Origin of the sequence: Pseudomonas sp. Snoq117.2 (assembly GCF_900110545.1) — a bacterium.
Taxonomy (GTDB): Bacteria; Pseudomonadota; Gammaproteobacteria; order Pseudomonadales; family Pseudomonadaceae; genus Chryseomonas; species Chryseomonas benzopyrenica.
The window spans coordinates 1-25,545 of sequence record NZ_FOED01000011.1; the positions used below are offsets into that span (position 1 = coordinate 1).

Sequence of the window (25,545 nt, forward strand, 5' to 3'; positions counted from 1 at the left end):
GCCTGTTGTGGAGCTGGACGGCTGGGTCAGACACAAACTTCGCTGCGTCATCTGGCGCCAATGGAAGCGGCCCTCTACGAGGGCCCGCAACCTGATGCGCTTGGGGCTGGGCGAAGAGCGTGCCTGCAAATCGGCCTTCAACGGTCGCGGCCCATGGTGGAACTCTGGAGCGCCACATATGAATCAGGCGCTGCCGAAGAAGCTCTGGGATCGACTCGGGCTTGTCTCGATACTGGATACGATCAACCGGCTTAGCCGCATGACCTGAACCGCCGTGTACGGAACCGTACGCACGGTGGTGTGAGAGGACGGCGGGTGTGAACCCGCCTCCTACTCGATCTATGGAAGACGTTTTCAACTTTTTATCAGCCCCGCCCCAAATTTTGGGAAGCACTTTTTCAAAGACAAACAAATGCCCCCGCCAAAATTCGGGCACTCACTGCGTTCGCAGGACTTCTACACAGGCTGTTTAACACTGCCCCGTCTGATTCGTCTGGAGCTGTAGGATTTCTCGAATAGCTGACAGTTTTCCGTGCTACTCAGCAAGTGCTCTGTCTTGACTGTCAAGCACCGAGCTTTATCCAGAACACTTAGCACCAGCATTCCAGCGATAACCTGAGCTGTAGGATTCTGGAAAACACTTCGATACTCCAGCTGCTAAGCAAGCGACTTACCTGCATCATCAAGCAGCCATCAATTCCCAAGTATCTGACGCTGACTCTTTTTAGAATAACCTCTGTCAATACTACTCAACAGCGTGCTATCTGCATCACTTGACAAGGGACAATTATTAGAATCCCTGAGTCTGTATGAATTTAGAATAACCTCGCCTGTCCTGAGGTTCTTAACAGACGACCTATCTGCATCATCAAGCAGCGTATGAATTTAAAACCTCTGACGCTGTATGATTTCAGGACCCGTAGACATTGGCGAGCTATCAAGCAAGCCCTCTATACAGGCTGCTCAACAGTCAGGATTATTAGAACCCGACAGTGTGTATGATTTTAGTATCCGTCGCCTGTCCAGAAGCATCAAGCAAACGCCCCTGTAGGGCACTCAGATGCTGTGTAATCTGGAAACCCGTATCTACCTACAGCGTTTAGCAAGCGCCTCTCTGGCGAGCTTGTAGGCGCCTTAAATTTCAAATCCGCCATCTATCCGAGGTATCAAGCAAGCCCCAACATAGGCAAGCGAAAGTCGTAGGAATTCTAGTAACACCTTCACCCCTCTCGAATTACTCAGAAGCTGAAGCAATGCTTCACGTTCCTCGCTTCGCTCGCATGTGGACACACACACGAGGGGCAACAGATACTCCGAACGCAGTGAGACACTTTCTCACAGGCATGAAAAAGGGGAGGGCAACTCTCGTTGCTCTCCCCTCAATCATCAGTATTCATGCTGGATGCTATCTCAGCTTAAGCCCGTACCAAACCACGCCAAACCCTACCCTGACGCACCCTACCAAACCGCGTAGAAGGGATGGACGATACTGTAAACATCTCTATCTGTCAACGTGATTCGAAGGTTAAAGATAGCTTCTCCATCATCCTTGATACAGTCATAGGCTTGAATGCAGAGCCGCGCTCTGTGGTGACACCCTTCGCATTCAAGCATGTCGCGATTGCAGAATAGCTCTTGCAGCCATCATAGAGGCATGCCTTGATGTGATGAGCCATCTTATCGGCCCGTAGCGAGGCGTTAACGCGCTTTGCAGCTACAGCAGCACCATTACCCAAAGTCCAAGCCTTCGCCCTTCCAGCGTCCCTTGCAGCGACTTTAGCGAGGGCTTCAGCATCACCGGCTTCCGCCTTGGCCTTGAGTTCCTTTAGGCCATCACGAGTACGCTGACGAATCTTGGATAGCTCCTCTTCAGCCAACAGAGATTTGATGCTACGGATCAACTTGTTACCATGGGCATCACTCGCTTCGATGATTTGGTATCGCTTCTGGACCGTGACGAAGTGAGCGTGGTCACGGCCCAATCGGTCAATGTGATGTACCACGAGAGGGCAGGCCAGCCCTTTAGCCATAGCCAGGGCCAAACGGCACTGAGGACGCTCAAGGGGATCAATACTCCCACTGACACCCTCATCCACGAAGCGAGCAACAATCTCCCAGCCATGAGCCAAAGCGGCAGCTTCGATAGCAGCGAATTGACCACCTACAGAAAGACTCTGCTCATCGGTAGACATCCGTGCGTATGCGACTACTTGCTTCATCTGACTGACCCTTGGTGACTGATGAGCCATCTTAACACATTGCTGACGTTCGTCTACGAAATGTTAAGCAGGTATAGGATGGACGGGATGCACATCAGCTACGCAGAGTCAATAGGAACACAGACGCTAAAGCAGGCTTTACACAATCTTTACACTTGGAGGGGTAGACAAATGGCATAGAATGTGCTACTCTTGGAGCTGAAAGCCACCGAGCGAAGCGAGGTAGGGAAGCTGATACTTCTGAGTAGGCTGAAGGAGTCGTCTACGACTCGTCTGTGATAGCCAGAGGCAATGCCTCTGAGACATACCATCTAAGGGATACAGCGACCACCAACAATCACTTGGTCGCTAAAGAGAATGCTCTACGTCCTATCTACAGGCGATGCCTGTGAAGGGTAATGCTCTCCCTCAGAGCGAAGCTCTTGTGTTGGGCCACCTTATTGGTGGTTGGCCCTGGGCAACCTAAGACAATCCCTCTTGAGGCATCGCCTCAGGCACTCTCATCCCCCATTGTCATAATCCTGTTCCCTGCGACAGCAGAGAAGGCTACAGACGTGCTACAAGGGGCCATCTGACGATTTGAGAACAGAAATCACATGCTCACATACATTCGAGCTGGTGTATCTGGATTGCATTTGCAAAAAATGATCGCAGAGTGAGCAAGCTTAACAAAACACCACCTGCATAGCGTCAGTCGAGCAGAATCGCGTAGAACAGTGCTCTCTCCGGGGGTAGCGGTGTTTCTGGTAGGAATTCCCCCTCACAGGCCAGCCTGTGGATAAGTGGGCCACTGACGTGCTACATCTGGCTTCCAGCCATGTCAGCAGCTTCATTTCTTCACCATCTGGCACAGGGTTGAATGCCCACGAACAATCCTGAGGAATGCCTATGTTACATTGTAAAGCCTATTGTTATAATACATAACGATTAACTCACACAGACATTGAAAATCGGAGATGTTGCAGGCATAGAGAAGCCCCGCATAAGCGGGGCTTTGTCATTTCCGTATCTTGTATTTCACGCTGCTGAGCATCTTGCCTGTATAGAGCAGCGGATCATCGAATCCCTTGATGGCAACCCAAGCTCTGCTGTTGCTGCCTGGATAGTCTTCAATGTTCACCTGAATCACACCCTTCATCTCTTCACCTAGGCGTTTGAGGATGGGTTGTACAGGCTTGCCATGGATAGCAGCTTGCACAGCTTGAGTGATGAAGTTCGCGTACCAGTTGTAGTTCTCCGCATTCAGGAAGGATGGGGCCATGAATTCACGGCGGGGTACTCCGATTCCCCGGTCATTCCAATAGGCCACCTGAGCAACCTGTAGGAAATCGTTCTCTGCTCCATACCGATCCTCAGCGAAGAATCCCGCTTCCACTCTTGTACCGTCCAGCGCTTCCATACGCTTGATCAAAGATTTAAGTTCTCGATAGTCGGCGGTGAACTTCATACGGGGGTTCCAGTTGTGCCGCTTCCAGGCTGAACACCAATGTGTTTGTGGGTGTTCATGTTGATTCCAGCAAGGGTAAGGATGCCTGAGATGCTTACATTACCTGTGATGACAGTGTTGGCCGCTTTGACATTGACAGCTTGGGCTGTGACGTTGGCATTTCCTTTCGCTGTGACGTTCACATCTTGAGCGTTAACGTTCACGGTGTAATCTGTGTTTACCGTGATAGTGCCGCCTGGAGTCATCCGAATCTCACACTCACTGCCTGAGCCGGTATTCATACTGACTACAAGGTCTTTGGGATCATGTGGCCACTTACGAGCAGCTGGATTATTCAGGCTGCGTGGAGAGGTATAGAGTCCGGGGATAGCAATAGCATCCTGCATGTCGAATGTTCGAAGTGTCTCGGCGGGAGTGGACTGCCCTGTTGCTGAAATGCTCCAGCTATCAATGTCGCTCTGACAGAACATCAGAGTTACGTTGTCGCCAACTTGCACCGGGATACTGATTAGGCTGTTTTGGCTTCCTGGCATTACGACAGGAACATCCAAGATCACAGAGTATTCTTCTGTTGACCCATCCTCGAATTTGCGAGGGATGGCAGGTTGAACGTCTGCTCTCATTCGCTCGTAATCCATTCGTACAACCACGCCCGGCATGGATGTGGAAAGATTACTTTGGAATCGGTCGATTGCTTGTTGTGCAATAAGTTGTGTTGCTTCAAACATTATTCCCCTCCGTGCATTTGGGCGAGTTGGATACGTTGGCGATCTTTGATGGCTTGTTCGAATAGAACTATCTGGCGTTCAAACTGATTCTTCTGGTAGGTGTCAGAAGTGAGCATTTCCACAGCGCCTTCTACCCGAACAAGGCGAGCAGTGACGCTGCTGGGACTACTTGATGGGCTATTGCGGAGGGATTGAAGCTCGCTCTGCATCGTGTCGATTTTGCGGTCAATCTGTTCGAACGCAGATGAGGCGGTGTAGCAGGTGTACAAACTGAACACGAGGCTCAGAATTGCAATGAATGGAATTAGGATGTTGCTGAGCCATCGGCCCAACTTAGATGCTGTCAGGGCCATTGGTGGTCTGATCCTTGTGATGTGGGGGAGGGTTAGCTCCCCGTTTTCTTGTTGGGGGTGATGTTGTCTACAGACAGTGGATCGCGTAGTAGCAAGTCGCAATACCAGTTGTTGCTGTCCATCTCTCCAAAGTATCGAGCTGTGTACACTCGGAAGAATCCGTTGAACTGCTCGCTTTCGAGTTTCACCAGCTGTCCAGGGTAGATGGAGGCATCACACAGAATCCGAGCTTGGATGCCAAACTTGCGTGTCTTGTCCTTCGTGGATTTCGAAGAATCCAGAGCTACCCGGAAGGGGCTTCCAACCAACCCCGTATCTGGGGTCAGCAGCGGGGCCTCTGCTTGGCTGTTGGTAGCCTTGCCTCTGTCAGTGAGGGTAAGCACGTTATTGGCGATGCTGTATTCGATCCCGTAGGTCTGGGCCAGCGCGTTAAGTTGATCCCGTACAGGGCCAGGACGTAGCGTGTGGCCGCGAACCAATGGATTGTTCAGGTTGGTTCCAATCCATGGCCCTCTGGCGATCCCTGGCATCTGCTTCAGAATCTCGCTGAAGGCGTCAGCAACAGTCCGGCCTGGACCTACAGTGGTAGCTTTGATACGGCCATGGTTCACGGCAACGTAGCCTTCTCCCAGCACCAGCTGAGTCACCTTGTCTGGCCCTTGGTCACGAGTACCGCTCTCGGTGACTTCCCCTTGTACGAGGACCTTGAGTCCAGTGGTCTCATAGCCCACCTCAAGCTTCACAGTGAGGAAGCTGCCATTCAGGCGGTTGCGATGCTCTGCACTCAAATTCCAGACTTCGATAGCGGCAGAGTTACCCCCACGCTTGTTGTCTGCTGAGCGGCTAACATCAAAGCTCATGTTGAGCCCGTCTACTTCAAAACCTTCCCCTGTGTTGACGTCGCCTACAGTCAGTTTATAAATGCGGCCTTTGATGGGAAGATTGTCTTGATCACTTGTAGCCATCAACCATCCTCCTCATCGTCGTAGGCATAGAACAGCTGGTAATACGTGGCAAGCGCTCTTACATCTTGTGTCGTATCTGGCAGAGCGTATTGCAATGAGCCTGGACGATTATCTGCACTGTTAGACTCTGGGGTGATTGGCAACAACCAAAAAGCTCCTGTGATTCCATGATGTTCCAAGGCGTAGTCAAGAAGCATTGGATAGGATGGGACAAGGCCGATGCCCATTGCAATCTCTGTTCCTGTGCTGGTCTTGAGATTCATGTGCCACTTGCCATAATAGCTTGAATAGATAAATGTCAGGACATACAGCGTTCCCTGAAGAGTAACCAACTGCTCATAGTAGGCGTCTGTCTTGAGAGGGATTTCTTGAAATACGATACTCATTTATGATTCCTCATTGCTCTTTTTTACCTCTGCCAGTGGTGTCAGCTGCTTTCTGAAGTTGTTTGTCTTTCGGGCTCAGATTACTCAAATCGTCTTTCTCATCTGTTGCTCGATCAACTTTCTTGTCTTTCGTGCTGACGTGGCCCTTGGCTTTTTTCTGACTCGTTGGCACCTTCATCAGCTCGTGAGGAATAACAACCTTCTTGGAGTTTGCATAACGAACACGCTCGAAGGTCATGTCAGGATAAAAAGCATCGCCGCTATCTGGATCAATGTTGTCTGTGATGGATGTGATAATCAGATCATCATAAACTTTGTACGATCCAGACCCGTCCTCGCGATACTCGATGACCTTTACCGTCTCTCGTTGCTTATGCATTCGCTTTAGTGCTTGCATGGCTGTTGCAGCGGGGAATGTCTTGGGCTGCGCTTCCATGGTAACTGTGGGTGTGTTGTTGCCAAGAAACTGAGTGGCACTTGCCGGAAGAAGATTAGCAAGTTGGGTTGGCCCAAAGCTGATTAATGGCGACTTCTGTACTGGGTCGTAGTTGATGAATTGCTTGTAGCGAATTTCATCATCCAACTCCGTGCCAGTGAGGCCGGTGCGAATAGGAGGGCGATCATGGTTGAAATCTGCGTCAGTCAGTACACCGCGAACACGGAATTTATCGTTCTGTTCGATTACGTGGTCACTGATGTTGACGCCAGTTTCTACAGCATGTGACGTTACGTTGGCTTGATAGGTCTGATCCCACTGGATCGTAGCATCAAGGAAGATTAGGTCTGTTGTCCCAGACAGGATAGCGATAGACATGTGGTGTCCTTGTATTTTGCTGGGGCAGGCTATTAAACCCTCCCTCTGCTATTAATTCGTTCTGTAAGGCCCTTAGGAGGCCCTGTAAGAGGTGTTCTTTGTATACCCCGTACTACCCCCTTACCAGTACATAAATGGGCCTCTACAGCCCAGTAGTGGCAGGGGGTAGATTAGGGGTTACTTGGCATGAACTACTGTGAGTAGATTACTTAGGAACATCGCCTGAGGTTGCACGGGTCATCATGTCTCGGTCTCGCTGGTCGAGAGCTTGAGTGATTTCTCTGCGAACACCTTCAGTGTCATTTGAGGTGATGTTGAAGGTATTGTTGGAAGTGTTGGCGACGTTAGTAGTATTGCCGGTGTTGGTGTTGTTCGTCACAACGTTCTGCACTTGCTGGCCCGCTTGCTGGTTCACTTGGTTGTTCCGTAGAACACCCTCTTTAAACTTCATCAGCTGAGCACGATCAATCTGAAGACTTGGCATCAGAGTGGTGTTTACAAGGCTGCTGTCTGTCTGTTTGACAGCTGTATTGTCGTCCAGCATGGTGCCGCTGTTTAGGGATGACATCCAATCTTTGAACTTGGTGAGCAGTCCTACACCTTGTCCAGGCTGCTTGAACTTCTCAGGATCACCACTAACAAGCTTGACGTAATCATCCGCTGTAGGAGCCGTACCTGATCCAATTGCACCAGACCCGGTGACAGAGGTTTTGCCTGCGTCTTCAGGTTTTCCATTACCTGTTAGAGCGTTGATCCAGTGAGCGAGCCCAGAGATTGCTCCAGCATTGAACGAAGCGAATGCTCTTTGTACTGGTAGCATTGAGCGATACAGCTCTGTCTGTGCATCTCGAAGGTCTTTAGTAGCCTTCAGCAACTCAGGATCGGTGTTAACTTCCATCTGCTGAACATACTTGGCGTTCTGATAGCGATTATCAGCAGCCATCGGACTATCTTGATACGCTTTAAGCGCCTGTTGGTTCTGGGCGACAATCAGGCGGAAGGCACTCATAACCATTTCTGGTTTGATTTGGCCTGCCTTCTGTGCGGCTGCGTAGGCTTCCCCGACGTTGTCACCCTTGTAGTTCGTGGACGCAGCCCAAGCCTTTTGCAGGTAGGCACGGAGGGAGCTGATACCACCACCTTCGACCAAGGCATCAAGGTCGTCGCCCTGGAGGCGTCCTTTACCCCACACCTGACTCAACTGCGTGGAGATGTTCCGGGCCTGCTCAGTGGTGCTGTGGAAGATCGACTGCACTTCCATGATGCTACGAGTGTTGTCCAGGGCCTGGCGTGTACCCATCCCGTTTTCACGTTGGACACGTACCAGAGAGGAGGCCGGTTCAATCGTCGATTCGAGATTGGCTCCCAGCTCATTCGCTGTGTCTGCCAGCCACTTTCTGTAGTTCTCTTGGCGGGTTTCGCTACCTTCTACCGCGTTCCCGGCGACGATCTTGGTACGGTCAAATGCGGCGATGTTGGCGACTGTCTGGTTAAGCTTGTCGTTGATGCCGGTTAGGGCACTGGCAATACCGTACACAGCCAATCCAGCAGCTCCAGCACGAGCACCAAAGCCCCCGGCTGTTAGGTCGAATACGTCAGGCTCATACGATCCTCTCGCCTTGCGAGCATCCCGCTCCTGTTGGCGTTGCTTCCAGACAGCGTGCTTTTCCTCTGCCATCCGATAGCGGCCACGGCGCTGCTCTGCTCCATCCTGAGCGCGAGACTCCCGGCTAAGCTGAAGTTGACGGCGCTCCATGGCTTGTTGACGTTGGCGATCACCACGTTCCCGCGTTTGATCCAGGGCGAGCTGTTGACGCTGTGTCTGTGTGAGCGATTGGAGATAGCGCTGCTGTGATACTGCTGCTCGATCACGTGCCGCTGCCAACAGCGCGTCAGCTCGAAGCTGTTTGGCCTTAGCCTGAGCAATACGCTCTTCCAGGGCGACAGCGGTAATACGCTCCTTGTTGGCTGCTGCCTGAGCTGCTGCCTGCTTAGCTGCCAGAACAGCCGACTCCTGTTGAGCCTTGAGGCCAGCTGTGGTGAGCATCACCTCATCGCGTCTACCGGCGAATGCCAGCTTCTGCTGCTGTAGCTCAGCCGCGAAGGTTGCTTGGCGAGCCTGCTGACTTGCACGCTCCAGACGCTGGGTCTGCATGTCATGTCGATGGGATGTCTTCGCTCTGACTTCGGGGGCGACAATACCCATCTGCTTACGAACCTTGGCCTCAAGCTCACGCATTTGTTTGTCAAATGCTTTGGTGTCGAGCTGTACAGCAATCTTGAGAGGCTTCTCAGCGAACTTACCAAACGCTCTCAGTTTTCGTTCTGTTTTCTGAAGCTCAGCGAACAGCCGTTCAAGCTGTGTCAGGTCTACCTTAAACTCTACACCACCAATCAAGTTGGCTACTTGTTTATCACTCATCTGTGTTAATCCTTATTCTTTGCAGCCGACAAAATGAGACGGCTCTTGGTGCGGGAGTCTTTTGTGAGACGACGGACTGACGTCAACGGGGCTGCGAGCTTGAACAACATGTCAAGGTCGCTGAATTCTGTGATGAGGGATTCGTCAAGAGACTCATGTAGGCGGTATGTAAGGTGACGGCGGTGACTTTCTGGAATGGTTACAACGAACACAGTGCCAGCCTGTACAGAGACCTTCAGGGCGTGAACCTCACAACCTGTACGCTCGAAGTTTCGTAGTAGCTTGGCTACCGTAGCTTCATCATTCTCTGCTTGGATGATGTAGCCGTAACCTACGTCAGGGGTGGTCACTACCTTCTCAAGGCGCTGTAGAATCTCTGTGGCGTAGGTGTCGTACGGGATAATTCGACCGTTGAAGTTACGAGTCTGAGAGGTTTTCATTTGGGGTCTCCGTTGATGCAAGAGACGCTAAATCAAAGCGTCTCAGAAGATTGTTTGGTAGGGATAGTGTCGCTCTGGTGTTCGTTGTGAACATTAGCGCTCACTTCCTTTGTATCGGGATCGGCCATTAGGTGGCGGATGTACTGCTGTACCTTCTCGTCTCCTTGTGGCTGTTTGATTAGTTCACGTAGCTTTTCAGCGAATGTCATTGCGTCGTCTCCTCTGGAGCGAATAGGGAAATGATTGCTTTGAAGGCATCAATGATGTCTGTGTGTTTACTCAGGATCGTCAGTCCGCTGTTCTCCACAGCTTCCGCTAGGAACGTATGTGGTAGGCGGGGCACTTGGTTTACATCGTCAGGGATAGCCCCGTGTGCGATTGCTACCACCACAAAACCATCACGACGGCGAACAACGTAGTTCGTGCCTCTGTAACGGTCAGCCGAAAACAGGACGTTCTCAATCAGGATGTCTTGGTTGTCGCGGCAGATGTAAAAGGCGGGAGAGGGGAAGGTGCCTTCCAATGCTCCAGCAAGGAAGACGATTGACTTGGAGATTTCAGTGCGGAAGGGATGTTGCTTGAGGAGGGCTACTGTCTGGCGTTTCAGCTGGGATGGCAGGTTAGGGAGCCAATCGAATTGCCAATCTCGGATGGCGTACAGAATGTCGCTGAATTCTGTGTGGTATCCCTTGGCGTCAATCGTCATAGATTCCGTCCCGATCTCTTCGAACGTCGTAAGCGTGCCATGCTGTAGTGGGTTCTGGGGCTGTGTAGCCTCGACCAATCAACTCATTGCAAGCTGTTATAAATTTGTCTGGCGTTGTCTGTGTGTAGCCTTGAGCTACCAGCGACGGAACATCCTTGAATCGGCAATACCCGATGCTGCCTTGACTCAGGACGACGCTGTAAGGCTCGCTAGTGTGGATTGGGGCGAAGTAACGTGCTGGCTCTCCGTCTGTCCATCCGATGCCCATCACGTTACAAGCTTCGATGACGTCGATTGGTTCGTCTTGGGTACGGCACACAACAACAATTTGTTGCTCAGATAGTTTCATTTGACGCTCTCTGCTATCTCTTTGATTAGTTGTTTGGCTACGTTCATAGCCTCTGTTGGGCAATTGCCGTTGTACAGGAATTCTTGTGAGCGTTGCTCGAACCACTTTTCAAGAACAGGACTGACCACGTGGCCTACGTGCATCACATAGATGTCTGTTCTGGCTGGCTTCATCCTGTTAAAGGCAATCTTGTGAAACTTGAAATGTGTAGCTCGGACCATGTGGCTAAAGGCTTCCGCATACTCTGCTGAGCCTTGATTCTGTGACCAACCATTAACCATCAAGGATCGAGAGGCACGGAAGATTAGGTAATGCCCTTTTGTGCGTAGCAAGAACCCTACTTGCCGTAATTCTTCTTTCTCATTGATGCTCGGAGGGGAAGGAGGCGGAATGATCGCCTCCCTTGTCTGGTTAGAAAGTGCCATTTACAACGTACCATCCAGATAACCCCGCATCAGACGAATCTTTTCCTCTGGGCTACCGGCAATCTCCATAGTCGCCAATACAGCCGCCATTTTCTGTAGCTCTGCACTGTCTTCGTGAGTGACGCCGTCTGTGCTGTGGAAGGCTTTCTTGATGCCTGTTGCTTTGGCTTTCTCGGCCTCTCTGCGAGCGACTACGGCCTGGGCTTGGGCGATGTCATCTTCCAAGCTTGTCGCCTCGTCAGTAGGTGCGGCGAACATCATTTCGTTAAACAGTTGCTGTTTGGCTTTAGCGTTATCGGCTGCAAGGGATTGTGTTGTAGTAGCACCCGAGTTTGCTTCACGATAGGACTTATCAAACTCCATCCGTAGAAGGTGAGTAGTCATGTCAATGTTTTGCAAACAGGCATTGTCTGCGTTGGCTTTCGCATAGGCTGGGTCATGCTTCATCTTCAGTAGGTGGAGCGTCTGGTCTTGAACTTTAGTTGCGTTACTCATTCGTCTCTTCCGTCTGGAAAATCAATTGCATCAACGATCTTTGCTTCAAGCTGAATGAAAGTTTCCAGCTCCCCGGCAATGCCGGGGCTGTATTGCACGCCATACCCAATAGAATCTTGCAGGGCACGCAGTTCAGGGGCTGTCAGCTTCAGCACTACAGTTGTGACGCCGCCTGTGCTTGGATTTGTCATGCTGCGTTCTCCTGTGCTTCGGCTAGACGTTTCTGTGCATACTCAAGGCGGGCTTGAGCAAGTAGCAATTCTACTGCTTGATGCTTTTCTCTTTCTTGATGTCGCTGTTCTTCCAATTCTTGCTTAACTTGCCAGCACCACAGTTCTTCTTCTATTTCTGCATTCATGGCATGAATCTTGAGGAAGACTTCGCGGTAGTAATCGAACATGTCAGGCCGTGAGCGGCGGGCTTCACGGATAGCGCCGTCAATCCATAGTAGGTCTTGAGCGCTGAGTTTGATGTTGCCTTCGTAGATCATGGATTGGGCTTTAGCGGTGTAGGCTTCTTGGTTAGTCATTGTCTTTGTCCTCAAACAGTTTTGGATTTGGTGGTTTTCTTGGCAGCTGGAGCGGGCTCATCGAACTGTTCCATTACAATTGCCAAGGCTTCAGCGTAACGGCGAGCCTCCTCAGCTTCGCGAACTTCCTGTTCTGCTTTCAGCTGTGCAGCTACCAGCGCTTGAGTCTCTTGCTCTATGTATGCAGCTTTAGCAGCAGTCACACGTTGTTCCTCAGCTGCGATCAGGGTTTTCCGGTAAGCATCAACTTGAGCGTCAATCTCTGATTGCAGGCGTTTCATAACGAATCGACCACTTCCAATTACGCTGAAGGTGGGCACAAGGTGCATAGGGATGTTGCCTACTTCATCGGTATAAAGCTCTCGGCCATCTTTGACCATTTGCTGAAGCTTTATTAGCGCCTCAGTTGAGGATGTGTATTGAACATCCTCTGTCTTTGGGACGGAATAGGCTGTATAGGTCTCAACAGCTGCATCAACAGATTGCTGATTGAAGGTGAGTTGATCTTTGGTGATTGTCATGATTTGGTTCCTTATGCGGTAATTGGTTGTTTGTACATCGCGACCATCATTCTTACGTGGTCTAGAGTGATGTGGGCTTCGATGCCCATAGTGTTTGTAATTCGGTGATAAGCTTCGTAGAACGCTTGGTTCACTTCGATGATTGCCATGTTGGAAATCTCTCTAACTTCCTCATCAACCGTCTCAAGACATCTCTGGAGCTTGATTCGCTCTTGCTGGATGTCGTCAGAGGGCTCACAGTGCATCACCAATCGAGATTCGAAGTGTTGGTCAGCGTCTTCGTCGTAAAGGTCTAAGCTTGAGAGGAGGGCGACATACATCAGTCACCCCGCTTCCATTCTCTGTCCCGACGTTGCTGTCTGAATTGCTTTGTCTGTTTCCGGTATTGACGCTGCTCACGTTCGAACTCAGCGTCTTCGCGATTTCTGTTGTCTGCTTTGGCTTTTAAAAGCATTTCAATTCCTTCAACATGCCGATTGCATAGAAGACACAAATTGCAGTTACCATTGCAGGTCCTCCTCACGAATGATCTTAGGCTCAATGTCTGTTTGTCTTACTGCTCCGTAAGGTAGGAACGGCAGCCCGGCATTGGTTAGCGTTTCAATCTTTCGGTATTCTTGCTCAGTGACCAGAATTACCCGAATAGTGAGGCCGTCTGCGTCAGCTCGGAGTTGTTGGGCTTCATTTGTCGATAGAAGCTTGGGATGTTCAATCCCACCACCAGAAACGAAATAGCTATCAGGGCCGATGCTGATTACGGTGTGGTAGTAATGTGTTGTTTGGTGCATTATCTTTTCCTCAGATACGTTAATGTGGTTTGTGTAGCACAATGTCTGTATGCTCAGAATGAGCATGAATCTTTCCTCAAGACATAGAAAAACCCCATCCGAAGATGAGGTCATCTATTGTCTGAGGAAGTAGACATTGCATCCGAACACCGGGGATCAATCCGCTGTTCAAGAATGGGGGTGGTCAGTCGGGTGGAGTTGGCCCGGCATACATACCACTCGTTGCGAGTAGTAGGAGAGCTTTTAAGACTTGACCTTTGTCTAACAGGGTGGCGCCCTGCACGAGATAATTAGGGGTTCGTTCCATAATGCGGCTTCCAGGGACATCATGCTGGTGAACCTAACCAGATGCAGCTCAGTGGACAAAGACCGAACAAGGCACATTTCACTGAGTCTGAATGAGGGCCTGTTCTGTCTATGTCTGTTAGGACATCTCTGACGCGGAAGGCCAGCGCTTCGCTTGTGGAAGCACATCCGCAAACAATCGACGAAGCTAATAGGCATCGATTGAATTCTAAAGAGGTGTCAACACCACTGAGGAGGGCAGTGTGTTGACTGACAAAGACTGTGAAGGAAAGGACACAGTCTTCATCGGGGCAACAGGGCTACGAGACCTGTAGAAAAGGGTCCAGCGAATGAGCAACGCTTTTCCAACCTTTCCTTGACCATTCTACATGATGAATCCGATTTTGTCAATACCCTGCTTGTGTTATTTTCATCTTTTCATCATCTTTTTTCATGCTGTAGATTGACCGCAGAAACCCTTCCGAATGGAGGCTGGAAAACCCCGGATTCCGTGTTTCAACCTCAGTGTTTACGGGGCTTACAGAGGGGCAAAAATGGCGGGCTGTAGGGTAGGGTCACTTGCCACTTTTAACGCCCTCTGAGGCGCTTGTAGGGGCTTTTAGGAACTAATACCGCACACTCTCAACCGCCCGTTGTAGTTGGTCCATGCTGTGGCCTTTGGCGTAGACGTCATACGTGATCGTTCCGGTGGAGTGGCCTGCCAGCTCAGCGATGATGACGCCGGACGTATCGGCCCGCTGTAGTTGGGTGATGAAGGTCTTTCGCAGGCTGTGGAACACAAAGCGTTCGTCATACCCCAGCTCCTGCTTGAGCAATGAGAATGCCTTTGAGAACGTAGGTGAACGCTTGCCGTACTTGTCACCCGTTTTCTTTCTGGCCGACTGGAGCAGATGGCCGTCTGTGGTGGTTCGGATCAACTCATCGACTAACGCTTCCAGTTCGCTATGGATGGGCACGGTACGAACCCCGGCCCTTGTCTTGGCGTCTGCGATGCGGAACGCCCTAACGCCATCTTCAGTGACGACGGAATCCACAGTAAGAGCGCACAGCTCCTCGATACGCATACCGGTATAGGCGCCCATCCTCACCAGTGCTTGCAGACTTGGCTTAGGTTTGGCCACTTCTATCAAGCGGAGGACATCCGAAGGGGCGAATGCTTGGCGCTCGATGGCTGATGAAGCTGCTACGGAGAGACGGGGGAGGTCGTGCTTCTCGAATGGGTTCGGCGTTGTACCGTGATCCTGGGCAAACTGATCGTTGTACCGAATCATCCACCGCCACCATGCGGAGCCGACTTTGAGATACCCGGCAACTGTCTTTGGTGCGAGCGTACTGCCCTCTATCCATTGGGCCATGGTCTTCCATGTCAGGGGGAGAGCGGATTGCTTGAGGAAGGCGGCGATGCCTTCGAGTTGCTGGACCTCAAGGGCTACGGTCTTGGGTGGTAGTCCACGGCTCTCACGGAAGGCCCTGTAGTCCGCTATACGCTGCTTTGTGATCGGGTGAGGGGCGACATACTGCCTTGGGTTGAGAACGTAAGTACGGGCCTCCTGGGCCTCCTCTGGCGTCAATGCGGCACCACGTTGCAGAGTGTCCATTGCCATCTGCTGGACGTAGTCCTTGTTCTCTTGGACGTGTTTCACCTTCACCTCAAGGGGAAGGGCGCCAGGATGGGCTTTGGCATCTTCTAAACGGTTTTCAAGGATGCCGAGGAGGGTCAGCGCCTCAATGGGTGGCGCCTTCATGATCCGCTCACGCAAAAGGGCCAGAGATGCCTCCAGCGTCCTACCGCTCCCAGCACGCATACCCATGGCCGTCTGGAGTTGGCGCTCTGCCATCTGGTGGGCGAGAGTACCAATCTCAGCAGCAACGCCTGGAAGGTTTGCTCGCTTATCTGCCGCAGCCTGACGGGCCTGGGCTATCTGCTGGTGCCACTCAGCAAGGATGGCGTGACTACGTTTCTCGGCAAGACGGACGTCACTGGTGCCGGTGGTTTTGGTGATCGTTGTTCGACCATCGAAGGCATGGCGGACGTCCTTCGGAATCACGATTCGAACGTAAATCGTAGACTCGCCCGCCTTGCGGATACAACTCCTTGGCAACCCCATTTTTACTACTCGTTTTTACCACTGGTTTTACTACTCTGCCTCTCTGGAGGCCGCATTACCAGTGGTTTCTGGGGTTGCAGGGCAGTGGTTAGCCTGCCAGCAGCTTGATGAACTCGCGATTGAAGGCCGGAATGTCGTCCGGCTTGCGGCTGCTCACCAGTTGACCGTCGACGATGACCTCCTGGTCCTGCCAGGTGGCGCCAGCGTTCTTGAGGTCGTCGGTCAGCGAGGGCCAACTGGTCAGGGTCTTGCCCTGCACCAGGCCCGCGGAGATCAGCAGCCAGGCGCCATGGCAGATGACGGCCACCGGCTTGCCGGCATCGGCGATCTGTTTGGTCAGCTGCTGGGCCTGCGCGTCGATGCGGATGGTGTCGGCATTGACCACACCACCGGGCAGCAGCACGGCGTCGTAGTCACCGGCATTGGCTGCGGCGAAGGTGAGGTCAACCGGAAAGCTGTCGGCCGGCTCGGTGCCGTCCCAGCCGCGCACCTCACCGCTCTCGGCGGAGATGATGTGGGTCTGGGCGCCGGCCTGTTCCAGGGCCTGCTTGGGGCCGGTGAGCTCGGCCTGTTCGAAGCCGTCGGTGACCAGGATGGCGATTTTCTTGCCGTTCAGGGATGTAGCCATGGTTGCGGATACCTCGATTGGAATTCGGTCGGGCTAGCCTTTTGCCAGCGCTCCTAAATCCGTCTCGCTTTACCCCTCTGAAGTTCCTTCGTCGCGCACGATGGCATCGGCGCACGGCGCGGAGTAAATTTGCGACATCCATCGCAGAGTAGTCCCCATGTCCCAAGCGTCCCCTCAGCTGACCGAGGAGCAGATCCGTCAGGCTCTGCAAGGCATCAGCATTCCTCCGCAGCCGCAGATCATGGTGGATCTGCAGCTCGAACAACTCATGCCCAGCCCCGATCTCAAGGTCATCTCCCGCTTGATCGGTCAGGACCCGGGGCTGTCGGGCGCCCTGCTCAAGCTGGTGAACTCGCCGTATTTCGGCCTCAGCAATCGCATCACCTCGATCCAGCGCGCGGTCAATCTGCTGGGCAGCCAGTCGGTCATCAACCTGATCAACGCCCAGTCGATCAAGGGCGAGCTCACCGACGAGACCATCGTCATCCTCAACCGCTTCTGGGACACCGCCCAAGACGTGGCCGAGACCTGCCTGAGCCTGGCCAAGAAGACCGGCTACCCGACCCCGGACGAGGCCTATGCCCTGGGCCTGTTCCACAACTGTGGCATCCCGCTGATGCTCAAGCGCTTCCCCAACTACATGGCGGTGCTGGAAGAGGCCTATGCCAGCGTCAACGAGCAGGTGCGGGTGGTGGACGTGGAGAACCGGATATTCAACACCAACCACGCCGTGGTGGGCTATTTCATCTCCCGCTCCTGGCGCTTGCCGGAGCACGTCGGCCAGGCCATCGCCAATCACCACAACGCCCAGTCGGTCTTCGACGAGGATTCGACCACCGATATCCAGATCAAGAATCTGCTGGCCCTGCTGAAGATGGCCGAGCACATCTGTGGCTGCTATCGCGCCCTGGGCAGCCAGGACGAGGATCACGAGTGGCAGGCCATCGCCCCGCGGGTGCTGGATCACGTCGGCCTGTCCGAGTACGACTTCGAGTCGCTCAAGGAGACAATCCTTGAAATGGGCAGTGGTCGGATCAATTACTAAGGCGTCCGCAATCCTCCTGGATCCTCATGCCCGAATTACCTGAAGTCGAAACCACTCGCCGGGGCATCGAGCCCCATGTCGTCGGTCAGCGCGTACGCCGGGTCATCGTCCGCGATGGTCGGCTACGCTGGCCCGTCCCCGAAGACCTGGACGTGCGCCTCTCCGGTCAGCGCATCGAGGCCGTGGAGCGACGGGCCAAGTACCTGCTGATCCGCGCCGAGAGCGGCACCCTGATCGGTCACCTGGGCATGTCCGGCAGCCTGCGCCTGGTGCCGGCCGACCAGCCGCCGGCCAAGCACGAGCACGTCGACATCGAGCTGGAATCCGGGCTGTCGCTGCGCTACACCGATCCCCGGCGCTTCGGTGCGTTGCTCTGGACCCAGGATCCCCACGCCCATGTGCTGCTCAGCAAGCTGGGCCCTGAGCCCCTGACCGAGGCCTTCGACGGCGGTCGGCTGTTCGAGCTGTCGCGTGGACGCAGCATGGCGGTCAAGCCCTTCATCATGGACAACGCCGTGGTGGTGGGGGTGGGCAACATCTACGCCGCCGAGGCACTGTTCGCTGCCGGCATCGATCCCCGCCGGGCCGCTGGCAGCGTTTCCCGGGCGCGCTACGAGCGCCTGGCCGTCGAGATCAAGAAGGTGTTGGCGCGCTCCATCGAGAGTGGCGGCACCACCCTGCGCGACTTCATCGGCGGCGACGGCGCGCCGGGCTATTTCAAGCAGGAGCTGTTCGTTTACGGCCGCAAGGGCGAATTCTGCAAGGTCTGCGGGACGGGCCTGCAAGAGATCCGCCTGGGCCAGCGCGCCAGCGTCTATTGCCGGAAGTGCCAGCGATGAAGGGCCTGGCTGGGCTGGCCGTGCTGGCATTGCTCAGTGGTGAATTGGCCTGGGCCGATGCCGACAACGGCCGCAATCTCTTCCTGCGGCGCTGCCACAACTGCCATTCGGTGGGGCCCGGCGCCCAGTCCGGCTTCGGCCCCCAGCTCAACGACCTCTTCGGCCGCCAGGCCGGCAGTCTGGCCGGCTACAACTACTCCGAAGCCATGCGCCAGGCCGGTTTCGCCTGGGATCGCGAGGCCCTGGCGGCCTTTCTGCGTGATCCCGAGCAGAAGGTGCCAGGCACCAAGATGAGATTCTGGGGCATCGGTGACGCCGAGGATCTAGGCGACATCGCCGACTACCTGCAGACCCAGCATCACGCGCCCTAGACCCTGTCCTAGTGGTCGCCACCGCCGGCCCCCGGCTTGGCCGCAAAGGGCGGCTTGGCCAGCCAGATGATCAGGAACAGCCCCATGAAGATCCAGCCGAGCAGGGTGAAGTAGTCCACCGTGGAGAGCATATAGGCCTGGCCTTCCACCACCTTGTCCAGCTGGGCATAGGCCTGCTGCGACGGCCCGCCGAGGGCGTCCAGGTAATGCTGTGTGGCCGGGCTGTAGACGGTGACGTCCTCGGTCAGCTGGGCATGGTGATGGATGGCGCGACGCTGCCACAACCAGGTGGTCAGGGAGGAGGCGAAGCTGCCACCCAACACCCGCAGGAAGGTCGCCAGACCGCCGCCGTCCGCCAGCTCCGACGACTTGAGGCTGGACAGCAGGATGCTGGTAGTGGGCATGAAGAACAGCGCCACGCCCAGGCCCATGAAGGTCTGTACCTCGGCGATGTGGCGATAGTCCACCTCGTTGTTGAAGGTGGCGCGCATGAAGCACGAGGCCCCGATCACCAGGAAGGAGCCCCCGGCCAGCAGGCGCAGGTCGGTCTTGTGCGCGAACTTCCCTACCAGCGGCGAGAGGATGACCGGCAGGATGCCGATGGGCGCCGCGGCCAGGCCCGCCCACACCGGGGTGTAGCCGAGCTGGGTCTGCAGCCACTGGGGCAGCAGCAGGTTGATGCCGAAGAAGCCCGAATAGCCCAGCACCAGCGCCAGGGTGCCGAAGCTGAAGTTGCGATAGCGGAACAGCCGCAGGTTGACGATGGGATGCTTGTCGGTCAGCTCCCAGATCACCAGGGCGGTGAGGGCCACGGCGGAAAAGGCCGCGCCCAGGCAGATCAGGTTGGATTCGAACCAGTCCAGGTCGTTGCCCTTGTCCAGCACCACCTGCAATACGCCCACACCCAGCACCAGGAGGATCAGCCCGACATAGTCGATGGGCTGGTGCACCAGCTTTTCCGGCTTCTTGCCCAGTTGGCTCCAGACCACCAGGGTGGCGAAGATGCCGATGGGGATGTTGATGAAGAAGATCCATGGCCAACTGTAGTTGTCGGTGATCCAGCCGCCGGCGATGGGTCCGATGATGGGCGCCACCACCGTCACCATGGCCAGCAGCGCCAGGGCCATGCCGCGCTTGGCCGCCGGAAAGATCGCCAGCAGCAGGGTCTGGGCCATGGGGTAGAGCGGGCCGGCGACGAAACCCTGCATGGCGCGGAAGATCACCAGCTCCGGCATGGAGGTGGCGATGCCGCACAGGAACGAGGTGATGACGAAGAGCACCACGGCGGCCATGAACAGCTTGACCTCGCCGAAGCGGCGCGCCATCCAGCCGGTCAGCGGCAGGGCGATGGCGTTGCTCACGGCAAAGGCGGTGATGACCCAGGTGCCCTGTTCCGAACTCACCCCGAGGTTGCCGGAAATGGTGGTCAGGGCGACGTTGGCGATGGTGGTGTCGAGCACCTGCATGAAGGTGGCCAGGGACAGGCCCACCGTGGCGAGCAGCAGGCTCGCCGGGCGAAAGGCGTTATCGCTCATGACGGATTACCAGAAGGGGTGGGCGGGGAGGCTCGCAGGGAGCCTCCTTGGCTGTCAGCGCTTGGCGACACCGGCGGTGCGGGCGGCCGGACCGTTGTTGTGGACGATCTGCTGGATCAGCTGATCGGCCTCGGCCAGCTGGTGATCGTAGACATCGGTGCTGTAGCGCGGCTGCTGCGGCGTGGTGGTGGGCAGGCGGGCGCCGTCCTGGTCGTGCAGGTCGACATCGACCACGGTCGACAGGCCGATGCGCAGCGGGTGCTTGTCCAGGTTGTCGCCTTCCAGGCGGATCCGCACCGGCAGGCGCTGGACGATCTTGATCCAGTTGCCGGTGGCGTTCTGCGCCGGCAGGAGCGAGAAGGCGCTGCCGGTACCCACGCCCAGGCTTTCCACCACGCCGCGATAGCGCACGTCGTCGCCATAGAGATCGGAATGGATTTCCACCGGCTGGCCAATACGCATCTCGGCGAGCTGGGTTTCCTTGAAGTTGGCGTCGATCCAGATCTGGTCCAGGGGCACCACGGCCATCAGCGCCGCGCCGGGCTGCACACGACTGCCGACCTGCACCGAGCGCTTGGCGATATAGCCGCTGACCGGTGCCACCAGGGTGCTGCGGGCATGGTTCAGATAGGCCTGGCGCAGCTGGGCGGCGGCGGCCTTGACGTCCGGGTGCGAGGCGATCTCGGTGTCGTCCACCAGCGCCTGGTTGGTGTCCAGTTGCTGCTGCGCGGAAGTCAGGGAGCTCTGCGCCGACACCAGGGTGTCACGGGCGTGGGCCAGTTCTTCCTTGGAGATGGCGCCGCCCTTGGCCAGCTGCTGGCGGCGGGCGTAGTCGGCGCGGGCCCGTTCGACCTCGACACGCCGGGCGGCCACCTGGGCCTTGTAGCTGTCGACGTTGCTGTACAGGCCGCGCACCTGGCGCACGGTCTTGGCCAGATTGGCCTCGGCGCTCTGCTGGGACACGGCGGTGTCGCTGGGATCGAATTCCACCAGCGGCTGGCCCTGGCGAACGTAGTCGCCATCGTCCACGGCGATGCGGGTCACGGTGCCGACGACCTGGGGCGTGATCTGCACCAGGTTGCCGTTGACGTAGGCGTCGTCGGTGCTGGCATGGAAGCGGCCATAGAACAGGTGGTAGCAGTAGACGCCCACGCCGGCCAGGATCACCACCAGCAGCAGGAGCAGCAGGAAGAGTTTGCGTTTGCCGGAGCGCTGCGGCTTCTGCTCCTGGGCATTGTCGTTGGGGGTTGCGGCGGAATCGGCCATGGTCGGGCTCTCGGTATCAGTGTGTGGCCGCGGCGGCGGGCGCCGGCGGCAGTGTGGACGGTTGGAAGCCGCCACCCAGGGCCTGCATCAGCAGCACGCCGCTGTCGATGCGATCGGCCTGGAGGCTGGCCAGCTGGCGCTCGGCCTGCAGCAACTGCTGCTCGACGGTCAGGGCGTCGAGGTAGTTGCCGATGCCGGCGCCATAGCGCTGCATGGCGATGTCGAAGGAGCTCTTGGCGATGTCGCGGGCCCGTTGCTGTTCGACGATCTGCTGGTCCAGCGAGCGCTGGCGGGTGATGGCGTCGGCGATGTCGCCCAGCGCCTGCACCAGGGTCTGGTTGTACTGGGCCACCGCGAGGTCATAGTCGGCATCGCGGCTGGCGAGATCGGAGCGACGGCGACCGCCATCGAAGATCGGCAGGGACAGCGCCGGACCCACGTTGAAGAAGCGCGCCGGCCCGCCGAACAGGGCATCGCCGAGGATGGCCTTGCTGCCGGCGGCCACGGTCAGGTTGAGGTTGGGATAGAAGTTGGTCTTGCTGGCGGCGATGTCCTTGCTCGCGGCCTCCACCCGCCAGCGGGCGGCGATCAGGTCCGGGCGGCGACCGGCCAGTTCGGCGGGCAGCTGGCCGGGCAGATTCACCGCGGCAGGGGCGATCAGCTTGGGTCGGGGAATCTCGGCGCCGCGGTCGGGCCCCTTGCCCAGCAGTACGGCGAGGCGGATCTGCGCCGTACGCACCTGCTGTTCGGCGGCGGTGTGGGCCGCGGCGGAGCTGGCCTCCAGGCTCTGGGTCTGCTGCAACTGGTAGTCGCTGTCGAGGCCGGCGTCCACCCGGCGCTGGGCCAGGTCGAGCATGCCGCGGGTACGCTCCAGGTCCTGCTGGGCCACGTCCATATTGGCATAGGCCAGGCCGAGCTGGTTGTAGGCGCGGCTGACGTCGGCGGCCAGCGTCAGGCGGGCGGCCTGGCGATCCACCTCGCCGGCGCGGGCGCGACCGAGCGCAGCTTCCCAGGCGGCGCGCTGGCCACCCCAGAGATCGAAGCTGTAGCTGCCGCTCACATCGAACTGGCGCAGGGTGCTGTAGCGCTCGCCCTGGCCGACGGGGTCATCCGGCCGTGCCAGGCGCGAGCGGGTCACGCCGCCGTTGGCGTTGATCTGTGGATAGCGATCGGCATCGGCGGCGAGCACGGCGGCATCGGCCTGGCGGCTGCGCGCATCGGCTTCCTGCAGCGAGGGGCTGTCGCGCAGGGCCTCGCGGATCAGGTTGTCGAGCTGCGGATCGCCCAGCCGGGTCCACCAGTCGGCGCTCGGCCACTGGGCGGGAGAGAGGCGATCGCTGGCAAAGGTGGCGTCGCCCTTGAGCGTCGCCGGATCCACGGCGCGTCCCTGGGTGTGCAACCCCTCGGACGACACGCAGCCGGCCAGCAGCAGGGCGGCGCAGAGGGCGGTCAACGGCAGGCGAAAGGTCATGGGTCAGAGGTCTCCAGAGGTCTCCGGCAGCAGGCCGGAGGGGCTGAGCAGGCGGCGCAGCAGGCGTTCGAGGTCATCCAGCTCCTGGCGATCCAGGCAGTGGGTGAGGTCATTGAGGGCATCCACGCCGATCTGCATGAGTTCACTGCTCAGGGCCTGACCCTGGGCGGTCAACTCCAGCCGCACCTGGCGGCGATCGCTCAGGCTGCGCACCCGGCGCAGCAGGCCCTTGGCTTCCAGGCGATCGAGCATGCGGGTCATGGCGCCGCTGTCGAGGGACAGGCAGCGGCTGAGTTCGGCCGGGGTGTCGGTCTGGTCGCGAGCAAGCAGCAGCAGCACCTTGAACTGGGCAGCGGTGATGTCGTAAGGCGCCAGGTGGCTGTCCAGCACGCGATCCTTGTATTGGTTCGCCAGGTGGATCAGATGACCTACGGAGTTGCGCAATGGAAAGTTGCTACGGTCGAAATGTGACATTGCAGTATCTGCCCAGGCAATCAAGCGCATCCAGAATACTGCCTAGGCAGTGAAATATTCAGACACCTTTGCGCAGGGGAGAGTTGCGCATTCTGAAACAATTGGAAAAGTCTGTTGGCGGCCCCTTGTCCCGTGGCGGTCTGGACGCTGATCATGGTGGCAACTTCACCTTGAACCGACCCATGATCTCTTCCTTCGATCTAGACCGACTGCGCGGGACCCTGGTGCCCCTGCACCGCGACCTGCCCGCGGCTGACGACCACCTGGGTTATCGCGCCCATTACCGCCTGGCGGACAGCCGGACGCGACCCGAGGTGACGGTGGCCTTGGGCGCGCTCGCGGCCGGTGGCTATCAGCTCGCCATCCAGGGCTGGTGGCCGCGCGAGCCGCGGGGCAGCCTGCTGATGCTGCACGGCTACTACGATCACATGGGCCTCTATGGCCATGTGGTGGACTGGGCCCTGTCGCGGCAGCTGGCAGTGCTGGCCTGCGACCTGCCTGGGCATGGGTTGTCCAGTGGCGCCCGCGCCAGCATCAACGACTTCGCCGAATACCAGACCGCCCTGACGGCGCTGATCGCCGAGGCCCGGCGCCTGGACCTGCCCCGGCCCTGGCACCTGCTGGGCCAGAGCACCGGCGGCGCCATCCTGCTGGACTATCTGCTGCGCGGCGAGCCTGCCCCCGAGCTGGGCGAGACGATCTTGCTGGCGCCTCTGGTCAGGCCCCACGCCTGGCGCCAGAGCCTGTGGACCTATCGGCTGGTGAAGCCCTTCGTGCGGGCCCTGCCGCGGCGCTTTTCGGTGAATTCCGGCGATCCGGCCTTTCTCGATTTTCTGCAGCAGGACAGCCTGCAGCCCAGGGAACTGCCGGCCCTATGGGTCGGCGCCCTGGCGCGTTGGATTCCGCAACTGGAAGGGGCGCCGGCCAGTACCCGTAGCCCGCTGGTGATCCAGGGCGAGCAGGATTTCACCGTCGACTGGCGGCACAACCTGGGGGTGCTGGAGGCCAAGTTCACCCGGCCCGAGGTCTTGCGCCTGCCGGAGGCGCGGCACCATCTGGTCAACGAGACCGAGGCCCTGCGCCAGCGCTACTTTCGCTGGCTGGACGAGCGTCTCGCCTGAGCCGTCTTACTGCCCGCCGCTGCCCAGACCGGCGCGCAGCGCGGCCACGGCGGCCCGGTAGTAGGCACTGCCGTTGGGCGAACTGGCGAAGTCGGCGAACTGACCGAGTTCGTTGTCGTTCAGGGTGCGGTAGACATAGAGCAGGGTGTTCTCCAGGTCACCGGCATTCATCTGCTGGATGAAACGCTGGCGCTGCTGCTCGATCATGCCGCCGGACTGCTGCTGCCCCATCAGGCCCGGCAGCATCGAGCTCAGGCTGTCGGCGGCGAGGCCCGCCAGGGCCACGCTGACCTCGGCGCCGGCTTCACGCACGGGCAGGGCAGTGGCCAGGCGCTTGGCCTGGGCGCGCCGGGCCGGGCTGGCCTGCACCTGGGGGACGCCGTTGGCATGCTTGGCCAGCTGATCGCTGCGGGTGGCGGCGATTTCCGCGGCGACCACCTTGCGCCCGACGGGCGACTGGAAGAACTGCAGTGCGGGGCCTTCGGCGGGCAGACTCTGGCGCAGCGCGGCCAGGGCCCGCTGGTCGATGGCCGCGGCGGTATAACGCTTGTTGCTGTTGTCCACCAGGCTCTGGTAGAGCGCCGGCGGCAGGCTGTTCTGATAGCGCTGCTGGGCGGCCTGCAGGGCGTCGCGGAAGTGGCCGCGCTGCTCGGGCCAACCTGCGGCCTGATAGAGGCTGACCGTATCGTCGGCCAGGGCGGGCAGGCTGATGGCGAAAAGCAGGGAAGCGAACAGAACGCGCATGGACACCTCGGGCAGCGGCACGGAGCCGGAAAGTCCGCCATTGTCGGCAA

30 protein-coding genes are annotated in these 25,545 nt (G+C 57.1%); 5 read left to right on the forward strand and 25 right to left on the reverse strand.

Going from position 1 to position 25,545, the window contains the following annotated elements; translation table 11 throughout:
* On the forward strand, positions 1-268 hold a 268-nt coding region (locus tag BMZ43_RS20570; RefSeq protein WP_305881736.1), incomplete at its 5' end, for a group II intron maturase-specific domain-containing protein.
* Between the two features lie 1,240 nt (positions 269-1,508).
* Here BMZ43_RS20570 and BMZ43_RS20575 read toward each other — a convergent pair.
* The 20 genes from BMZ43_RS20575 to BMZ43_RS20650 all read right to left on the reverse strand — a co-directional run bounded on the left by BMZ43_RS20575 (position 1,509) and on the right by BMZ43_RS20650 (position 16,629).
* Positions 1,509-2,219 (reverse strand): recombinase family protein, encoded by a 711-nt coding sequence (locus BMZ43_RS20575; protein ID WP_093256180.1) that lies wholly within the window; start codon positions 2,217-2,219, stop codon positions 1,509-1,511.
* A gap of 997 nt (positions 2,220-3,216) precedes the next feature.
* Positions 3,217-3,666, reverse strand: coding sequence for a hypothetical protein (locus BMZ43_RS20580; RefSeq protein ID WP_093256183.1), 450 nt, complete (start codon positions 3,664-3,666; stop codon positions 3,217-3,219).
* Positions 3,663-4,394 (reverse strand): Gp138 family membrane-puncturing spike protein, encoded by a 732-nt coding sequence (locus BMZ43_RS26200; protein ID WP_143075300.1) that lies wholly within the window; start codon positions 4,392-4,394, stop codon positions 3,663-3,665. The genes BMZ43_RS20580 and BMZ43_RS26200 overlap by 4 nt, the downstream gene beginning before the upstream one ends.
* Positions 4,394-4,747, reverse strand: coding sequence for a hypothetical protein (locus BMZ43_RS20585; RefSeq protein WP_093256185.1), 354 nt, complete (start codon positions 4,745-4,747; stop codon positions 4,394-4,396). Before BMZ43_RS20585 ends, BMZ43_RS26200 begins: the two co-directional genes overlap by 1 nt.
* A gap of 32 nt (positions 4,748-4,779) precedes the next feature.
* Positions 4,780-5,712, reverse strand: a complete 933-nt coding sequence (locus BMZ43_RS20590) for a hypothetical protein (RefSeq protein WP_093256188.1) — start codon at positions 5,710-5,712, stop codon at positions 4,780-4,782.
* Complete coding sequence (locus BMZ43_RS20595) at positions 5,712-6,098, reverse strand: phage baseplate plug family protein (RefSeq protein ID WP_093256191.1); 387 nt, start codon at positions 6,096-6,098, stop codon at positions 5,712-5,714. Before BMZ43_RS20595 ends, BMZ43_RS20590 begins: the two co-directional genes overlap by 1 nt.
* A gap of 10 nt (positions 6,099-6,108) precedes the next feature.
* Positions 6,109-6,912 carry a phage baseplate protein gene (locus tag BMZ43_RS20600; protein WP_093256194.1) on the reverse strand — a complete coding sequence of 268 codons (804 nt, stop codon included), beginning with the start codon at positions 6,910-6,912 and terminating at the stop codon, positions 6,109-6,111.
* Between the two features lie 205 nt (positions 6,913-7,117).
* On the reverse strand, positions 7,118-9,334 hold the full coding sequence (locus BMZ43_RS20605; protein WP_093256197.1) for a tape measure protein: 2,217 nt from the start codon (positions 9,332-9,334) through the stop codon (positions 7,118-7,120).
* A 5-nt stretch (positions 9,335-9,339) separates the two neighbouring features.
* Positions 9,340-9,774 (reverse strand): hypothetical protein, encoded by a 435-nt coding sequence (locus BMZ43_RS20610; protein WP_093256201.1) that lies wholly within the window; start codon positions 9,772-9,774, stop codon positions 9,340-9,342.
* Positions 9,775-9,806: 32 nt separating this feature from the next.
* Positions 9,807-9,983 (reverse strand): hypothetical protein, encoded by a 177-nt coding sequence (locus BMZ43_RS26585; protein ID WP_177344839.1) that lies wholly within the window; start codon positions 9,981-9,983, stop codon positions 9,807-9,809.
* Positions 9,980-10,480 (reverse strand): hypothetical protein, encoded by a 501-nt coding sequence (locus BMZ43_RS20615; protein WP_143075301.1) that lies wholly within the window; start codon positions 10,478-10,480, stop codon positions 9,980-9,982. The genes BMZ43_RS26585 and BMZ43_RS20615 overlap by 4 nt, the downstream gene beginning before the upstream one ends.
* 345 nt (positions 10,481-10,825) lie before the next feature.
* A complete protein-coding gene (locus BMZ43_RS26205; RefSeq protein ID WP_143075302.1) occupies positions 10,826-11,254 on the reverse strand; it encodes a hypothetical protein in 429 nt (142 codons plus the stop codon).
* Positions 11,255-11,749, reverse strand: a complete 495-nt coding sequence (locus BMZ43_RS20620) for a hypothetical protein (protein WP_093256207.1) — start codon at positions 11,747-11,749, stop codon at positions 11,255-11,257.
* Positions 11,746-11,940 carry a hypothetical protein gene (locus BMZ43_RS20625; protein ID WP_093256209.1) on the reverse strand — a complete coding sequence of 65 codons (195 nt, stop codon included), beginning with the start codon at positions 11,938-11,940 and terminating at the stop codon, positions 11,746-11,748. Before BMZ43_RS20625 ends, BMZ43_RS20620 begins: the two co-directional genes overlap by 4 nt.
* Positions 11,937-12,278, reverse strand: a complete 342-nt coding sequence (locus tag BMZ43_RS26210; RefSeq protein ID WP_143075303.1) for a hypothetical protein — start codon at positions 12,276-12,278, stop codon at positions 11,937-11,939. Before BMZ43_RS26210 ends, BMZ43_RS20625 begins: the two co-directional genes overlap by 4 nt.
* Before the next feature lie 11 nt (positions 12,279-12,289).
* Entirely contained in the window at positions 12,290-12,799 is a 510-nt protein-coding gene (locus BMZ43_RS20630; protein ID WP_093256211.1) for a hypothetical protein, read from the reverse strand.
* A gap of 11 nt (positions 12,800-12,810) precedes the next feature.
* Complete coding sequence (locus tag BMZ43_RS20635) at positions 12,811-13,119, reverse strand: hypothetical protein (RefSeq protein ID WP_093256213.1); 309 nt, start codon at positions 13,117-13,119, stop codon at positions 12,811-12,813.
* Positions 13,120-13,299: 180 nt separating this feature from the next.
* A complete protein-coding gene (locus tag BMZ43_RS20640; protein ID WP_093256215.1) occupies positions 13,300-13,653 on the reverse strand; it encodes a hypothetical protein in 354 nt (117 codons plus the stop codon).
* An 845-nt stretch (positions 13,654-14,498) separates the two neighbouring features.
* Positions 14,499-16,001 (reverse strand): tyrosine-type recombinase/integrase, encoded by a 1,503-nt coding sequence (locus BMZ43_RS20645; protein ID WP_093256218.1) that lies wholly within the window; start codon positions 15,999-16,001, stop codon positions 14,499-14,501.
* 88 nt (positions 16,002-16,089) lie between these two features.
* A complete protein-coding gene (locus tag BMZ43_RS20650) occupies positions 16,090-16,629 on the reverse strand; it encodes a type 1 glutamine amidotransferase domain-containing protein (protein ID WP_017640748.1) in 540 nt (179 codons plus the stop codon).
* A 220-nt stretch (positions 16,630-16,849) separates the two neighbouring features.
* Here BMZ43_RS20650 and BMZ43_RS20655 point away from each other — a divergent pair, with 220 nt between their 5' ends.
* Genes BMZ43_RS20655 through BMZ43_RS20665 form a run of 3 tightly spaced genes read left to right on the forward strand, consistent with a single transcriptional unit; the run spans position 16,850 to position 18,884 of the window.
* Positions 16,850-17,674, forward strand: a complete 825-nt coding sequence (locus BMZ43_RS20655) for an HDOD domain-containing protein (RefSeq protein WP_177344841.1) — start codon at positions 16,850-16,852, stop codon at positions 17,672-17,674.
* A 26-nt stretch (positions 17,675-17,700) separates the two neighbouring features.
* The gene (gene mutM / locus BMZ43_RS20660; protein WP_093256224.1) at positions 17,701-18,513 is read left to right on the forward strand and encodes a bifunctional DNA-formamidopyrimidine glycosylase/DNA-(apurinic or apyrimidinic site) lyase; all 813 of its coding nucleotides are present in this window, start codon (positions 17,701-17,703) and stop codon (positions 18,511-18,513) included.
* Positions 18,510-18,884, forward strand: coding sequence for a c-type cytochrome (locus tag BMZ43_RS20665; RefSeq protein WP_017640745.1), 375 nt, complete (start codon positions 18,510-18,512; stop codon positions 18,882-18,884). Before mutM ends, BMZ43_RS20665 begins: the two co-directional genes overlap by 4 nt.
* Positions 18,885-18,892: 8 nt before the next feature.
* On the opposite strand, the gene BMZ43_RS20670 is transcribed toward BMZ43_RS20665, so the two are convergent.
* Genes BMZ43_RS20670 through BMZ43_RS20685 form a run of 4 tightly spaced genes read right to left on the reverse strand, consistent with a single transcriptional unit; the run spans position 18,893 to position 23,630 of the window.
* Entirely contained in the window at positions 18,893-20,419 is a 1,527-nt protein-coding gene (locus BMZ43_RS20670; protein ID WP_093256226.1) for a DHA2 family efflux MFS transporter permease subunit, read from the reverse strand.
* A 54-nt stretch (positions 20,420-20,473) separates the two neighbouring features.
* A complete protein-coding gene (locus tag BMZ43_RS20675; protein WP_093256228.1) occupies positions 20,474-21,685 on the reverse strand; it encodes an HlyD/EmrA/EmrK family protein in 1,212 nt (403 codons plus the stop codon).
* A gap of 16 nt (positions 21,686-21,701) precedes the next feature.
* Positions 21,702-23,156: an efflux transporter outer membrane subunit gene (locus BMZ43_RS20680; RefSeq protein WP_093256231.1), complete on the reverse strand. Its 1,455-nt coding sequence runs from the start codon at positions 23,154-23,156 to the stop codon at positions 21,702-21,704.
* A 3-nt stretch (positions 23,157-23,159) separates the two neighbouring features.
* Positions 23,160-23,630, reverse strand: coding sequence for a MarR family transcriptional regulator (locus BMZ43_RS20685; protein ID WP_017640741.1), 471 nt, complete (start codon positions 23,628-23,630; stop codon positions 23,160-23,162).
* 182 nt (positions 23,631-23,812) lie between these two features.
* On the opposite strand from BMZ43_RS20685, the gene BMZ43_RS20690 reads away from it, so the two are divergent.
* On the forward strand, positions 23,813-24,751 hold the full coding sequence (locus BMZ43_RS20690; protein ID WP_017640740.1) for a phospholipase BipL: 939 nt from the start codon (positions 23,813-23,815) through the stop codon (positions 24,749-24,751).
* 6 nt (positions 24,752-24,757) lie between these two features.
* On the opposite strand, the gene BMZ43_RS20695 is transcribed toward BMZ43_RS20690, so the two are convergent.
* Positions 24,758-25,495 carry a DUF2059 domain-containing protein gene (locus tag BMZ43_RS20695; protein ID WP_017640739.1) on the reverse strand — a complete coding sequence of 246 codons (738 nt, stop codon included), beginning with the start codon at positions 25,493-25,495 and terminating at the stop codon, positions 24,758-24,760.
* Between the last annotated feature and the right edge of the window lie 50 nt (positions 25,496-25,545).